Origin of the sequence: Streptomyces sp. NPDC087215, assembly GCF_044744885.1 — a bacterium.
Lineage (GTDB): Bacteria > Actinomycetota > Actinomycetes > Streptomycetales > Streptomycetaceae > Streptomyces.
The window spans coordinates 85228-99534 of sequence record NZ_JBIUZD010000013.1 but is presented as its reverse complement, the minus strand read 5'-3'; the positions used below and the strand labels follow the sequence as shown (position 1 = coordinate 99534).

At 72.1% G+C, this 14307-nt stretch carries 12 protein-coding genes and 1 riboswitch; of the genes, 7 read left to right on the top strand and 5 right to left on the bottom strand.

Annotated features, from left to right (window positions below; genetic code table 11):
• The first annotated feature begins 70 nt into the window (after positions 1–70).
• From rlmN to ACIO92_RS27025, 5 genes are all read left to right on the top strand, one after another.
• A complete protein-coding gene (gene rlmN, locus ACIO92_RS27045) occupies positions 71–1183 on the top strand; it encodes a 23S rRNA (adenine(2503)-C(2))-methyltransferase RlmN (RefSeq protein ID WP_366443952.1) in 1113 nt (370 codons plus the stop codon).
• A gap of 29 nt (positions 1184–1212) precedes the next feature.
• Positions 1213–1323: riboswitch (TPP riboswitch) on the top strand.
• A 65-nt stretch (positions 1324–1388) separates the two neighbouring features.
• Positions 1389–2489 (top strand): thiamine ABC transporter substrate-binding protein, encoded by a 1101-nt coding sequence (locus tag ACIO92_RS27040; protein WP_366443953.1) that lies wholly within the window; start codon positions 1389–1391, stop codon positions 2487–2489.
• Positions 2490–2527: 38 nt separating this feature from the next.
• The gene (locus ACIO92_RS27035; RefSeq protein ID WP_401241439.1) at positions 2528–4159 is read left to right on the top strand and encodes an ABC transporter permease; all 1632 of its coding nucleotides are present in this window, start codon (positions 2528–2530) and stop codon (positions 4157–4159) included.
• Complete coding sequence (locus tag ACIO92_RS27030) at positions 4159–5196, top strand: ABC transporter ATP-binding protein (protein WP_401241367.1); 1038 nt, start codon at positions 4159–4161, stop codon at positions 5194–5196. The genes ACIO92_RS27035 and ACIO92_RS27030 overlap by 1 nt, the downstream gene beginning before the upstream one ends.
• Positions 5197–5278: 82 nt before the next feature.
• Complete coding sequence (locus tag ACIO92_RS27025; RefSeq protein ID WP_401241370.1) at positions 5279–5926, top strand: dihydrofolate reductase family protein; 648 nt, start codon at positions 5279–5281, stop codon at positions 5924–5926.
• A 113-nt stretch (positions 5927–6039) separates the two neighbouring features.
• Here ACIO92_RS27025 and ACIO92_RS27020 read toward each other — a convergent pair whose 3' ends face one another.
• The 4 genes from ACIO92_RS27020 to ACIO92_RS27005 form a co-directional block, all read right to left on the bottom strand.
• Positions 6040–7188, bottom strand: coding sequence for a hypothetical protein (locus ACIO92_RS27020; protein WP_401241373.1), 1149 nt, complete (start codon positions 7186–7188; stop codon positions 6040–6042).
• Positions 7170–7898 (bottom strand): ATP-binding cassette domain-containing protein, encoded by a 729-nt coding sequence (locus tag ACIO92_RS27015; protein WP_366443957.1) that lies wholly within the window; start codon positions 7896–7898, stop codon positions 7170–7172. The genes ACIO92_RS27020 and ACIO92_RS27015 overlap by 19 nt, the downstream gene beginning before the upstream one ends.
• 204 nt (positions 7899–8102) lie before the next feature.
• A complete protein-coding gene (locus ACIO92_RS27010) occupies positions 8103–9464 on the bottom strand; it encodes an aspartate aminotransferase family protein (RefSeq protein ID WP_366443958.1) in 1362 nt (453 codons plus the stop codon).
• Positions 9461–9952, bottom strand: a complete 492-nt coding sequence (locus tag ACIO92_RS27005) for an Lrp/AsnC ligand binding domain-containing protein (protein ID WP_017235908.1) — start codon at positions 9950–9952, stop codon at positions 9461–9463. Before ACIO92_RS27005 ends, ACIO92_RS27010 begins: the two co-directional genes overlap by 4 nt.
• Positions 9953–10157: 205 nt before the next feature.
• Between ACIO92_RS27005 and ACIO92_RS27000 the strand changes: the two genes are divergently transcribed.
• Positions 10158–11594, top strand: coding sequence for a gamma-aminobutyraldehyde dehydrogenase (locus tag ACIO92_RS27000; protein ID WP_366443959.1), 1437 nt, complete (start codon positions 10158–10160; stop codon positions 11592–11594).
• Positions 11595–11736: 142 nt separating this feature from the next.
• Positions 11737–12900 (top strand): spermidine/putrescine ABC transporter substrate-binding protein, encoded by a 1164-nt coding sequence (locus ACIO92_RS26995; protein ID WP_366444026.1) that lies wholly within the window; start codon positions 11737–11739, stop codon positions 12898–12900.
• A 102-nt stretch (positions 12901–13002) separates the two neighbouring features.
• Here the strand turns inward: ACIO92_RS26995 and ACIO92_RS26990 are convergent, their stop codons facing one another.
• Complete coding sequence (locus ACIO92_RS26990; RefSeq protein ID WP_402283493.1) at positions 13003–14256, bottom strand: serine hydrolase; 1254 nt, start codon at positions 14254–14256, stop codon at positions 13003–13005.
• Positions 14257–14307: the final 51 nt, after the last annotated feature.

Sequence of the window (14307 nt, the reverse complement as noted above, 5' to 3'; positions counted from 1 at the left end):
GCAGTGCGCCGCCGTGGTTCCCCGCCCGTCGGGTGGTGCCAGACCTCGTCGTCCTGAGGAGACGCCCGTCGTGGCCCGTCCGACCCCCGGAGAACTCACTTTCGTCGCCCCGCGCGGTGCCAAGCAGCCGCCGCGGCACCTCGCGGACCTGTCGCCCGCCGAGCGGAAGGAGGCCGTCGCCGCCATCGGCGAGAAGCCCTTCCGCGCCAAGCAGCTGTCGGCGCACTACTTCGCGCGGTACGCGCACGACCCCGCCGAGTGGACCGACATCCCCGCCGCCTCGCGGGAGAAGCTGGCCGGGGAGCTGCTGCCCGACCTGATGTCGGTGGTGCGGCACCTGTCCTGCGACGACGACACCACCCGTAAGACGCTGTGGCGGCTGCACGACGGCACGCTGGTCGAGTCGGTGCTCATGCGCTACCCGGACCGGGTGACGATGTGCATCTCCTCGCAGGCCGGGTGCGGGATGAACTGCCCGTTCTGCGCGACCGGACAGGCGGGCCTCGACCGGAACCTGTCGACCGCCGAGATCGTGCACCAGATCGTCGACGGGATGCGCGCGCTGCGCGACGGCGAGGTCCCCGGTGGGCCCGCCCGCCTCTCGAACATCGTGTTCATGGGGATGGGCGAGCCGCTCGCCAACTACAAGCGGGTCGTCGGAGCCATCCGGCGGCTGACCGACCCCGAGCCGGACGGGCTCGGCCTCTCCCAGCGCGGGATCACCGTCTCCACCGTCGGGCTCGTCCCCGCGATGCTGCGCTTCGCCGACGAGGGCTTCAAGTGCCGTCTCGCGGTCTCCCTGCACGCGCCCGACGACGAGCTGCGCGACACCCTGGTGCCGGTGAACACCCGCTGGAACGTGCGGGAGGTGCTGGACGCGGCCTGGGAGTACGCGGAGAAGTCCGGGCGCCGGATCTCGATCGAGTACGCCCTCATCCGGGACATCAACGACCAGGCCTGGCGCGGTGACCTCCTCGGGCGGCTGCTCAAGGGCAAGCGGGTGCACGTCAACCTCATCCCGCTGAACCCGACGCCCGGCTCGAAGTGGACCGCGTCCCGTCCCGAGGACGAGAAGGCGTTCGTCGAGGCCATCGCCCGGCACGGGGTGCCCGTGACCGTGCGGGACACCCGGGGCCAGGAGATCGAGGGCGCCTGTGGACAGCTGGCGGCCTCCGAACGCTGACCTTGTACTCTGAGGTCGAACACATCTTCATATTCCGACAGGGGAGCGCCACAGCGCTGAGAGTGCGGTGACCGTCAGGCCGCAGACCCTCTGAACCTCGCCCAGGTCATTCTGGGTAGGAAGTTCGGTCGTAACTCGAGCTGTTGCGCCCTGCCCACCTCCGGGTGGGCGGGGCCGCGTCTCTTCCTGGTCACACCCAGGAGGAATGTCAGTGAGCACCAAGAAGGCGGCCGCCGTCGCGCTCGTCGCGGCGCTGGGCGTCACGACGCTGGCCGCGTGCGGGGCGGACGACGCCCGCGACGCGGCGGGGAAGTCCGGCGCGCCCGCGCCGAAGACCGTGACCCTCGTGAGCCACGACTCCTTCAACGCCTCCAAGGAGGTGCTGGCGGAGTTCACGAAGCAGACCGGTTTCACCGTGAAGGTCCTCAAGAGCGGGGACGCGGGCGAGGCGGTGAACAAAGAGATCCTGACCAAGGGCTCTCCGCAGGGTGACGTCTTCTTCGGCGTCGACAACACGCTGCTGTCCCGCGCTCTCGACAACGGGATCTTCGTCCCGTACGAGGCGAAGGGGCTGGACCGGGTCCCGGCCGCGTACCGGCTGGACAAGGAGCACCGGGTGACCCCGGTCGACTCCGGGGACATCTGCGTCAACTACGACAAGAAGTACTTCGCGGACAAGAAGCTGGCGCCGCCCGTCACCTTCGACGACCTGGTGAAGCCCGCCTACAAGGACCTCCTCGTGGTGGAGAACCCCGAGCGGTCGTCCCCGGGGCTCGGTTTCCTGCTCGGCACCGCCGCGAAGTACGGCGACGACGGCTGGCCGGGCTACTGGTCGAAGCTCCGGGCCAACGGAGTGAAGACCGTCGACAGCTGGGAGCTGGCCTACAACCAGGAGTTCTCCGGTTCGGCCGGCGGCAAGCAGGCCAAGGGCGACCGGCCGCTGGTCGTGTCGTACGCCTCCAGCCCCCCGGTCGAGGTGCTCTACGGCGAGCCGCGGCCGAAGGTGGCGCCGACCGGCGTGTCCACCGGCACCTGCTTCCGGCAGACCGAGTTCGCGGGGCTGCTGAACGGGGCGAAGAACCCCGAGGGCGGCAAGGCGCTGATCGACTTCCTGATCTCGAAGAAGTTCCAGGAGGACATGCCGCTCCAGATGTTCGTCAACCCGGTGGTGACGGACGCGGTGCTTCCCGAGCTGTTCACGAAGCACGGCGTGGTCGTGGGCGAGCCGGAGACGATGGCGCCGGAGAAGATCGCCGCGAAGCGTGACGGGTGGATCCAGCAGTGGTCGTCGCTGGTCGTGAAGTAGCGCGCGACGTCCGGGGGAACGTGACGCGGCTGGGCCTGATGGCCCTGCCCGTCGCGTTCTTCGCGGTCTTCTTCGCCTGGCCCGTCGTGTCGATCGTGGACCGGGGGCTGCGGCCCGACGGCGGCTGGCGGCTGGGCCGGATCGGGGAGACCCTGGCCCGCCCGGAGATCCTCGACGTCCTCGGTTTCACCCTCTGGCAGGCGCTGGCGTCGACGGCGCTGACCCTGCTGGTCGCGCTGCCGGGGGCGTACGTCTTCGCCCGCTTCGACTTTCCGGGCAAGAGCGTCCTGCGGGCCGTGGTCACGGTCCCCTTCGTGCTGCCCACGGTCCTCGTGGGCACCGCGTTCCTCGCGCTCGTCGGCCGGAACGGGCTGACGGACGAGGTGTGGGGGCTGCGGCTCGACACCAGTGTGTGGGCGATCCTCCTCGCCCATGTGTTCTTCAACTACGCGGTGGTCGTGCGGACCGTGGGCGGGCTCTGGTCCCAGCTGGACCCGCGCCAGGAGGAGGCGGCCCGGGTCCTCGGCGCCTCGCGGTGGACGGCGTGGCGGACGGTGACGCTGCCCGCCCTCGTGCCGTCGGTGGCCGCCGCCGCGCTCATGGTCTTCCTGTTCACGTTCACCTCCTTCGGCATCGTGCAGATCCTCGGCGGGGGCGCGTACTCCACCCTGGAGGCGGAGATCTACCGGCAGACCGCCCGGCTGCTCGACCTGCCGACGGCCGCCGTCCTGACACTCGTGCAGTTCGTGGCGGTGGGCCTGATCCTGGCCGTGCACGCCCGGACCGTACGACGCCGGGAGACGGCGCTGCGGCTCGTACCGCCGGAGCGGACCGCGCGACGGCCGCGCGGCGCCGGACAGTGGGCGCTGCTCGGCGGGGTCCTGCTCTCGGTCGCGCTGCTGATCCTGCTGCCGCTGGGGGTGCTGGTGGAGCGGTCGTTCGCCGGACCCCAGGGGTACGGCCTCGGCTACTACCGGGCGCTCGGCACGCTGGACGAGTCCGGCACCTTCCTGGTCCCGCCGCTGGAGGCGATCGGGAACTCGCTGCGGTACGCGGTGGCGGCGACCGGCATCGCGGTCCTCGTCGGCGGGCTCGCGGCGGCGGCGCTGACCTGGCGGAGCGGTCGGGCCGGACGGGCCGCGCGGCTCGTCCGGGGCTTCGACGCCCTGCTGATGCTGCCGCTCGGGGTGTCCGCGGTGACCGTCGGCTTCGGTTTCCTGATCACGCTCGACGAGCCGCCGTTCGATCTGCGGGCCAGCTGGATCCTCGTACCGCTCGCACAGGCGCTGGTCGGTGTCCCCTTCGTCGTACGGACGATGCTGCCGGTGCTGCGGGCGGTGGACGAGCGGCTGCGGGAGGCGGCGGCGGTGCTCGGCGCGTCGCCGTGGCGGGCCTGGCGCGAGGTGGACCTGCCGCTGGTGTGGCGGGCGCTCCTGGTCGCCGCCGGGTTCGCGTTCGCCGTCTCGCTGGGCGAGTTCGGCGCGACCGTGTTCATCGCCCGCCCCGAGGCCCCGACGCTGCCGGTGGCGGTGGCGCGGCTGCTCGGACGTCCGGGCGAACTCAACTACGGCCAGGCCATGGCCCTTTCGACGATCCTCATGGTGGTGTGCGCGGTGTCCCTGCTGCTGCTCGAACGGCTCCGGAACGACCGGACCTCCGGGGAGTTCTGATGCTGAGACTGGAAGGGGCGACCGTACGGTTCGGGGAGCGGGCCGTGCTCGACGCGGTGGACCTGGCGGTCGCCGAGCACGAGACGGTCTGTGTGCTCGGGCCCAGCGGCAGCGGCAAGTCGACGCTGCTGCGGGCGGTGGCCGGGCTCCAGGCGCTGGACGGCGGCCGGGTGCTGCTGGCCGGGGCCGACCAGGACGGGGTGCCGGTGCACCGGCGGGGCGTGGGCCTGATGTTCCAGGACCACCAGCTGTTCCCGCAGCGGGACGTCGCCGGGAACGTCGGCTTCGGCCTGCGGATGCACGGCGTCCCCGGGACCGAGCGGGCGGAACGGGTCACGGAACTGCTCGACCTCGTCGGGCTGCCGGGCGCCGGACGGCGCTCCGTGGCCGCGCTCTCGGGCGGGGAGCAGCAGCGGGTGGCGCTCGCGCGGGCCCTCGCACCGCGCCCCCGGCTGCTGATGCTGGACGAACCGCTGGGGCAGTTGGACCGGGGGCTGCGGGAGCGGCTCGTGGTGGAGCTGCGGGAGCTGTTCGGGCGGTTGGGGACGACGGTCCTGGCGGTGACCCACGATCAGGGCGAGGCGTTCGCGCTGGCCGACCGGGTGGTGGTGATGCGGGACGGGCGGATCGCCCAGACGGGTGCGCCCGTGGAGGTGTGGGCGCGTCCGGCGTCGGAGTTCGTGGCCCGGTTCCTCGGTTTCGACAACGTGGTGGCGGCGCGGGTGAGCGGGCGGGTCGCGGACACCGTGTGGGGGAAGGTGCCGGTGCCCGAGGGTTCGCCGCAGGGGGAGCGGCGGCTCCTCGTCCGGCCGGGCGGGGTGCGGCTCGTGGCCGGGCCCGGGAGCGGGGACGCGGGCGCGGGCTGGCGGGTGGCTTCGCGGACGTTCCGGGGCAGCCGGGTGGCCGTACGGCTGTGTCCGGGGGAGGGGCCTTCGCTGGAGGCGGAGCTGCCGTTGCGGGAGGCGCCCGAGGAGGGCGCCGACGTGGGGGTGGAGTTCCGGGTGGAGGACGTGGTGGTGCTGGGCCCGGACGGGTGAGCCGGGTGAGATGAGTTCCGGGCGCCGGGGCAGTCTGTCTCCTGACCGTCGGCGTCGTGCCGACCGCGCGGGAGGAAGAACCGTGGCGCAGTTGCTCAGAGTGCAGAACTTCAACGTCTCCTCGGACGGGTTCGGGGCGGGGGAGGGCCAGAGCCTGGAGCGGCCCTTCGGGCACGCGGACCCGGGGGCGATGTTCCGTTGGGCGGGGGCCACGGCGAGCTGGCCGATGCGGACCGATCCGGGCGGCAGCCGGGGCCTCGACGACTATCTGACCAGGGACTACTCCCGGAACATCGGCGCCGAGATCATGGGCCGGAACAAGTTCGGGCCGCAGCGCGGGCCGTGGCGGGACGAGCAGTGGCGCGGCTGGTGGGGCGACGAGCCGCCGTTCCGTACTCCGGTGTTCGTCCTGACCCATCATCCGCGTCCGTCGTTCACGCTCTCCGACACCACGTTCCACTTCGTGGACGTCGACCCGGAGACGGCGCTCGGGATGGCGCGGGAGGCGGCCGGCGGGAAGGACGTACGGCTCGGGGGCGGGGCGGCGACGGTCCGGGAGTTCCTGGACGCGGGTCTCGTGGACACCCTGCACGTGGCGGTGTCGCCGGTGGTCCTGGGGTCGGGGTCGCGGCTGTGGGAGTCGCCGGAGGAACTGTACGACCGGTACCACTGCGATGTGGTGCCGAGCCCCGGTGGTGAGGTGACCCACCACCTGTTCTGGCGGAAGTAGAAGCAGGGGAGGCCGCGGTCGGGAGCGGGACGGCTTCCGGGGGCGCGGGGGCGGCGGCGCGGTCGGCGCCGCCCCCGGCGGGGCTGCCTTTCGGCGCGGCGGGACCCGGTGGGTCAGCCCTTCAGCGGCAGCGCCGCCAGTTCGGCGACCGCCCAGGTGAGGGGGGCGAAGACGGCGACGAGGGCGGCGGCCCTGAGCAGGGCCGCCTTGCGCAGGGCGTTCGGCGGGGCGCCGGTGCGGAGCAGGGCCCCGGTGGTCTCCGCCCGGCTCTGCCGGGTCTCCAGGGCCGCGGTCAGGAGGGTGGCCGTGGTGCAGGCGAGGACGAGGGCCGCGCCGAGACCGGTGAGCGGTCCGACGGCACCGGAGGCCGGGCCCGAGGCGTACAGGGCGGCGCCCGCGTAGGTGCCGGAGAGGACCGCGGCGACCACGCCGAGGGGGCGGCCGAGGCGGTGGGACTCGGCGGTGAGGACCCGGCCCGCGAGGAGCCGGACGGCGCCGGGCCGGAAGGCCTGGAGGAGCCGTCCGCAGCCGTGGACGAGGCCGGGTCCCGCGAGGGCGAGGCCGACGGCGGTGAGGACCCAGCCGGCCAGGACGCCCGCCGGGTTGGCGTCGAAGCGGCCGGGCAGCGGGAGTCCCCCGCCGCCGCCGCGTCCCGCGTACGTCTCGGCGGCGAGGCCGACGGCGACCAGGGCGATGCCCCAGGGCAGTCCGGTGGGGACCGGCCGTTCGGCGCCCTCCGGCGGGGCGGGCGCGGTGCGGGGCCGCAGGGCGAGCCCGGCGGCGGTGGCGGCGGCGACCGGGAGGGCGGCGAGCAGGGTGAGGGCGGCGGCGAGCGGCAGCGGCCGGTCGGCGGCGAGCAGGTCCGCGGCGGCGCCGTCGAAGGGCAGGCCCGTGAGGTCGCCGCGCAGGTGCAGGTAGCACAGCAGGGCGACGGCGGAGCCGAGGGTGCAGGCGACGGCGGTCGAGGCGGCGGCGATGGCGGTCAGCCGGGCGGGGCCGAGGCCGACGGCCGACAGACCGGTCCTGGGACGGGTGCTGGGGTCGGTACGGGCCACCGCGACGGCGAACTGCACGGTGGCGGCGAGGGGCAGGGCGCACCACAGCAGGCGCAGGACGGAGGTGCCCGAGCGGTCGGGGTGTCCGACGGCGTGTCCGAGGGTGCAGAGCAGCAGGAAGCCCACCCCGGCGGCGGCGGTGGCGACGAGGAGCCGCCGGGTCTGGACGAGGGGGTGGGACCCGCGGGCTAGACGGAGAGCGAGCACGCGGCGACGCCCTCCGCCCCTGATGCCGGGGGCGCGCCGCCGGTCCGGCGCCCGTCCAGGAGGCCGACCGTGCGGTCGGCGAGGGCGGCGACCTCGGCGTCGTGGGTGGCGAGGAGCACGGTGATGCCGTGCGAGCGGGCGGCGGCCGTCAGGGTGCGCAGGAGCTGTGCGCCGTCGGCGCGGTGCAGGGAGGCGGTGGGTTCGTCGGCGAAGAGCACCGAGGGGGTGGTGATCAGGGCGCGGGCGACGGCGATCCGCTGGCACTCGGCGTGGCTGAGGGCGTGCGGGCGCCTGCGGGCGCAGTCGCCGATGTCGAGGCGCTCCAGCCATTCCACCGCGGCGGTCCTGGCGGCGCGGTGGGGGGTGCCGCGGAGCAGCAGCGGCAGGGCGGTGTTCTCCCAGCCGGTGAGTTCGGGGACGAGACCGGGGGTGGGGTCGATCCAGCCGAAGCGGTCGCGGCGGAGCCGTTCGCGGTCGGCGGCGCCGAGGGTGTGGACGGGGAAGGTCTCGAACCAGACCTCGCCCCGCTGGGCGACGAGCTGCCCGGACAGGCAGCGCAGGAGGGTGGTCTTGCCGCTGCCGCGCGGCCCGGCGACGGCGAGGATCTCGCCCTCGTGGACGCCGAGGGAGACGTCGCCGAGGGCGTCCGTGCCGCCCAGGGAGCAGTGCAGGGAACGCGCCCAGAGCACGTCGTTGTCCGGTGGGGCCATCGCGTACACCTCGATGTCGATCCGATCTGTGCCCCCCGTCCGGGGAACGAAGGACGGGCCTGTCGGTCACTGGGCACCGTAAGGATTCGGATCGGTTCGTACGGACGGCACGCGGCCCGGGAGTCGTCCATCCACTCGGATGGACGACTCCCGGGCCGGGGGGTCACGCCGTGAGGGCGGCGTGCTGCCTGCTGGTGGGGACCTCTACAGCTTGGTCCACGCCTCGGTGAGCACCGACCGCAGGATGCCCTCGATCTCGTCGAAGGTGCCCTGGTCGGCGATCAGCGGCGGGGCCAGCTGGATGACCGGGTCGCCGCGGTCGTCGGCACGGCAGTACAGGCCGTTCTCGAAGAGCGCCTTGGAGAGGAAGCCGTAGAGCACGCGCTCGGTCTCCTCGTCCGTGAAGGACTCCTTGGTGACCTTGTCCTTGACGAGCTCGATGCCGTAGAAGAAGCCGTTGCCCCGGACGTCGCCGACGATCGGCAGGTCGTGGAGCTTCTTCAGGGTGGAGAAGAAGGCGTCCTCGTTGTCCAGCACGTGCTGGTTGAGGCCTTCCTTGTCGAAGATGTCGAGGTTGGCGATGGCGACCGCCGACGACACCGGGTGGCCACCGAAGGTGTAGCCGTGCAGGAAGGTGTTGTCGCCCTTGTAGAAGGGCTCCGCGATGCGGTCGGAGACGATGCAGGCGCCGATCGGGGAGTAGCCCGAGGTCATGCCCTTGGCGCAGGTGATCATGTCCGGCACGTAGTCGAACTTGTCACAGGCGAACATCGTGCCGAGGCGGCCGAAGGCGCAGATCGTCTCGTCGGAGACGAGGAGCACGTCGTACTGGTCGCAGATCTCGCGGACCCGCTGGAAGTACCCGGGCGGCGGCGGGAAGCAGCCGCCGGCGTTCTGCACCGGCTCCAGGAAGACGGCGGCGACGGTCTCGGCGCCCTCGAAGAGGATCTCCTGCTCGATCTGGTCGGCGGCCCAGCGGCCGAAGGCCTCGGGGTCGTCGCCGTGGATCGGGGCGCGGTAGATGTTGGTGTTCGGCACCTTGTGCGCGCCGGGGACCAGCGGCTCGAAGGGGGCCTTGAGGGCCGGGAGGCCGGTGATGGACAGGGCGCCCTGCGGGGTGCCGTGGTAGGCGACCGCGCGCGAGATGACCTTGTACTTGGTGTGCTTGCCCTGCAGCTTGAAGTACTGCTTGGCGAGCTTCCACGCGGTCTCGACGGCCTCGCCGCCACCGGTGGTGAAGAAGACCTTGTTGAGGTCGCCGGGGGCGTAGTGCGCGAGGCGCTCGGCGAGCTCGACGGCCTTGGGGTGCGCGTACGACCACACGGGGAAGAACGCGAGCTCCTGGGCCTGCTTGTACGCGACCTCGGCCAGCTCCCGGCGGCCGTGTCCGGCGTTCACCACGAACAGACCCGCGAGACCGTCGAGGTAGCGCTTGCCCTTGTCGTCGAAGATGTAGGTGCCCTCACCACGCACGATGGTGGGAACGGGCGAGTTCTCGTACGACGACATGCGGGTGAAGTGCATCCACAGGTGGTCGTAGGCCGTCTTGGAGAGGTCCTGGGTCATCGAGTTCCCCACATATAGGTCTGCTTCTTGAGCTTGAGGTAGACGAAGCTCTCGGTGGAGCGCACGCCGGGGAGGGTGCGGATGCGCTTGTTGATCACATCCAGCAGGTGGTCGTCGTCCTCACAGACGACCTCCACCATCAGGTCGAAGGAGCCCGCGGTCATCACCACGTACTCGCACTCGGCCATCGCGGTCAGTGCTTCCGCGACCGGATCCAGATCGCCCTCGACGTTGATGCCGACCATCGCCTGCCGTCGGAAACCCACGGTGAGCGGGTCGGTGACGGCGACGATCTGCATGACGCCCTGGTCGAGCAGCTTCTGGACGCGCTGCCGCACGGCGGCTTCGGAGAGACCTACGGCCTTCCCTATCGCCGCGTAGGGACGGCGTCCGTCCTCCTGGAGCTGTTCGATGATCGCCAGGGAGACGGCGTCGATCGTCGGGGACGAACCGGTTCCGGTTCTGGAGTCTGTGCTTCGACTGGCCACACCTCACTGTGCACCGAGACTCGTCGGTCTCGCAACCCCAGATTGATGTAATTCGTTGCGAGGAGGCCTCAGGACTACTGAATCCGAAGTAGCGGGGGGTTGGGCCTGTTGAAAGCGTCAGCTGAACCACTAGGCTGAGGTGTCTCGCCCATCGAGACACCGCACAGGGACGTGCGACGACAGAACGTGACAGGAGGGATGGCAAGTGACCACCGAGCTGCGCCGGCTGCGTAACTACATCAACGGGGAGTTCCGCGACGCGGCCGACGGCCGCACCATCGACGTGGTCGACCCGACCACCGGCGAGGTGTACGCCACCTCCCCGCTCTCCGGGCAGGCCGACGTCGACGCCGCCATGGAAGCCGCCTCGGCCGCCTTCCCCGCCTGGCGCGACAGCACCCCCGCCGAGCGCCAGAGGGTACTCCTCAAGATCGCCGACGCCTTCGAGGAGCGCGCCGAGGAACTGATCGCCGCGGAGGTGCAGAACACCGGCAAGCCGATCGCCCTCACCGCGAGCGAGGAGATCCCGCCGATGGTGGACCAGATCCGCTTCTTCGCGGGTGCCGCCCGGCTCCTCGAAGGCCGCTCGGCCGGCGAGTACATGGAGGGCATGACCTCCATCATCCGCCGCGAGCCCGTCGGCGTCTGCGCCCAGGTCGCGCCCTGGAACTACCCGATGATGATGGCCGTGTGGAAGTTCGCCCCGGCCCTCGCCGCGGGCAACACCGTCGTCCTCAAGCCCTCCGACACGACCCCCGCGTCGACCGTCCTGATGGCGGAGATCATCGGGCAGATCGTCCCCAAGGGCGTCTTCAACGTCGTCTGCGGCGACCGCGAGACCGGCAGGGCCATGGTCGAGCACCCGACCCCGGCGATGGCCTCCATCACCGGCTCCGTCCGCGCCGGGATGCAGGTCGCCGAGTCGGCCGCCAAGGACGTCAAGCGCGTCCACCTGGAGCTGGGCGGCAAGGCCCCCGTCGTCGTCTTCGAGGACACCGACATCGACAAGGCCGTCGAGGACATCTCCGTCGCCGGGTTCTTCAACGCCGGGCAGGACTGCACCGCCGCCACCCGCGTCCTCGTCCACGAGTCGATCCACGACGAGTTCGTCGCCGCGCTCGCCAAGGCGGCGTCCGAGACCAAGACCGGTCAGCCGGACGACGAGGACGTGCTCTACGGCCCCCTCAACAACGCCAACCAGCTGAAGCAGGTCAGCGGCTTCATCGACCGCCTCCCGGCCCACGCCAAGGTCGAGGCCGGCGGGCGGCGCGTCGGAGACAAGGGCTACTTCTACGCCCCCACCGTCGTCTCCGGCCTCCGGCAGGACGACGAGATCGTCCAGAACGAGGTCTTCGGCCCCGTCATCACCGTCCAGTCCTTCACGGACGAGGCCCAGGCCCTGGAGTACGCCAACGGCGTCGAGTACGCCCTGGCCTCCTCCGTCTGGACCAAGGACCACGCGCGCGCCATGCGCATGTCCAAGGCCCTCGACTTCGGCTGCGTGTGGATCAACACCCACATCCCGCTGGTCGCCGAGATGCCCCACGGCGGCTTCAAGAAGTCCGGCTACGGCAAGGACCTCTCCGCCTACGGCTTCGAGGACTACACCCGCATCAAGCACGTCATGACGTCCCTGGGCTGATCCGGCCCCGGCCCGTCACCGCGGCCCCGACCCCCTTGATCGACAGGGTGTCGGGGCCGCGCTCCGTCGCTCGACGGACCGTCCATTGCCCCGGGCCGCGGCCGACCGCGATGCTGCACGGGTGAGAGCGACCAGGAAGTACATGTCCCGCCGGTCCCTGCTGCGCGGCAGCGCCGCCGCCGGGGCCACCCTGCTCGCGGCCGGGTGCGGAGTCCCCGCCGCCTACGTCGAGGAGGGCGCCCGCGCCGGACGCGACCTCTCCGCCCGGGACCGCACCCTCGACTTCGCCAACTGGCCGCTCTACATCGACACCGACGACGAGGACCCCAGGAAGCGCCCCACCCTCGACGCCTTCCGCGAGGAGACCGGGATCGCCGTCCGGTACACCGAGGAGATCAACGACAACGACGAGTTCTTCGGGAAGATCAGCCCCTCCCTGATGAACCACCAGCAGACCGGCCGCGACCTGATCGTCATCAGCGACTGGATGGCCGCCCGCTTCGTCCGCCTCGGCTGGGTCCAGGAGATGGACCGGGCCGCCCAGCCGAACGTCGCGAAGAACCTCGCCCCCCAGCTGCGCACCCCCGCCTTCGACCCCGGACGGCTGCACAGCGTCCCCTGGCAGTCCGGGATCACCGGCATCGCCTACAACCGCCGCAGGCTCGGCCGGGAACTGCGCTCCACCAAGGAGCTCTGGGCCGACGACCTGCGCGGCAAGGTCACCCTGCTGTCCGGGCTCGACGAGTCCATGTCCCTGCTCCTCCAGGGCAACGGCGTCGACGTCACCCGCTGGACCGCCGACGACTTCCACGCGCTGTGCGAGCAGATCGAGGGCCTCGTCCGCCGCAAGCACATCCGCCGCTTCACCGGCAACGACTACATCAAGGACCTCTCCACCGGCGACGTCCTGGCCTGCCAGGCGTACTCCGGCGACGTCATCCAGCTCCAGGCCGACAACCCGGACATCGAGTTCGTCGTCCCCGAGGAGGGCGCCGAACTCTGGGCCGAGTCCCTGATGATCCCCAACCTCGCCCAGCACAAGAGCAACGCCGAGAAGCTCGTCGACCACTACTACCGGCCCGAGGTCGCCGCCGAACTCGCCGCCTGGGTCAACTACGTCTGCCCGGTCCCCGCCGCGCAGAACGTCCTCGCCGACTCCGGCGACGAGGAACTCGTCGCCCTCGCCGAGGACCCGCTGATCTTCCCGGACGCGGCCATGCGCTCCCGTCTGGCCATCGCCCGGGACATCCGCTCGGACGAACGCCAGGAGTTCGCCAAGAAGTGGAACGCGATCGTCGGTCTCTGACGGCCCCGGCACCCGTACGGACCCGGCCCCTCCTGCGGACCCCGTACCGGCCGGACCCGGCAGCCCGCGACCGGCCCGGCCCTCCACCGGGACCGCCGGTGATCAGTCCGGCAGGCCGTACGCCGCCACCATCAGGCCCAGCGCGGTCCGGTTCATGTCCTGGCCCTTCGCGTCGGTGGAGTTGACGCTGTAGACCAGGGTGCGCGAGCCGTCGCGGGTCGAGGCGACGGCCGTGTTGTAGCCCCAGCGTCCGCCCGTCTTCCCCCACACCTCGCGCCCGCCGAGCCGCTTCATCGAGAGCCCGGCGGAGTACGCGGCGGGGGCGCCGCTCGTCAGGTCCGTGACCCGCGGCAGGGTGAACATCTCCGCCAGGAGCGGCCCGCGCACCACCCGGCCCGCGAACAGCTCCTCGACGAAACGCTCCAGGTCGGCGGTGGTCGAGACCAGGTCGCCCGCCGCCCACGCCTCCGAGGTCCCCCAGACGGACACGTCACGGAGCCCGGTCGTCCCGTCGTCGAGCCGCATCGTCTGATAGCCGTGGTTGTACGGGCCCACCAGCTCGGCCGCGCCGCGCGGGAGGTACGTGTCCCGCAGCCCCAGCGGGCGCAGGATCCGCCGCTCCACCCGGTCCTCGAAGTCGTCGCCTGTCACCCGCTCCACGATCAGGCCCGCGACGGTGTAGCCGATGTTCAGATAGTGCTGGCGGGTGCCCGGCCGGAACTCGCGCGGCTTCGCCACCGCCGAACGCACCAGCTCCCGGGGCGTGTACGTGTCGAAGCGGTGGGCGTACCACTCCTCCACCGTCGTGCCCGGCAGCCCGGCCGCCGGGATGCCGTGCGTGTGGTTCAGCAACTGGCGGACCGTCACACGGGCGTACCGGCCGGGGATCAGCTCCGGCAGATACGAACGGGCCGTGCGGTCCAGGTCGATCCGTCCCTCGGCGGCCAGCTGGAGCACGGTCGCCGCCGTGAACACCTTCGTCACCGAACCCGCCCGGAACCGGGCCGACCGATCGGCCGGGGCCCCCGACTCCAGGTCGTGGACGCCCGCCCCGCCCCGCCAGACCCCCTCGGCGCCGCCGACCCGGACGAGCGCGGCCGTGGCGTCGGCGCGGGGGAGCCCCGCGACGACCGCCGACACGGCCTCGGCCGGACCTGGCGCCGACACCGCCCCGGCGGGACCGGGTCCGGACACCGCCCCGGCGGGACCTGGCGCCGACACCGCCCCGGCGGGACCGGGTCCGGACACCGCCCCGGCCCCCGGGGGCGCCGCCGCGACCGCCGGGACGACCGCGGGACCGGCCGCCGTCCCCAGCACCAGGGCGGCGGCGAGCAGCGTGCGGGTGGACTTCCTCATGGTCAACTCCGTGGGTGTGAGCCGTCGTTCTCGGTGGCTCCATCCTCCGGA

Bases quoted from the DNA above. Each gene is read 5' to 3' on its own strand.
- ACIO92_RS27040 (WP_366443953.1), top strand. From the start codon at position 1,389: ATGTCAGTGAGCACCAAGAAGGCGGCCGCCGTCGCGCTCGTCGCGGCG.
- ACIO92_RS27035 (WP_401241439.1), top strand. From the start codon at position 2,528: ATGGCCCTGCCCGTCGCGTTCTTCGCGGTCTTCTTCGCCTGGCCCGTC.
- ACIO92_RS27030 (WP_401241367.1), top strand. From the start codon at position 4,159: ATGCTGAGACTGGAAGGGGCGACCGTACGGTTCGGGGAGCGGGCCGTG.
- ACIO92_RS27015 (WP_366443957.1), bottom strand. From the start codon at position 7,898: ATGGCCCCACCGGACAACGACGTGCTCTGGGCGCGTTCCCTGCACTGC.
- ACIO92_RS27010 (WP_366443958.1), bottom strand. From the start codon at position 9,464: ATGACCCAGGACCTCTCCAAGACGGCCTACGACCACCTGTGGATGCAC.
- ACIO92_RS26995 (WP_366444026.1), top strand. From the start codon at position 11,737: ATGTCCCGCCGGTCCCTGCTGCGCGGCAGCGCCGCCGCCGGGGCCACC.
- ACIO92_RS26990 (WP_402283493.1), bottom strand. From the start codon at position 14,256: ATGAGGAAGTCCACCCGCACGCTGCTCGCCGCCGCCCTGGTGCTGGGG.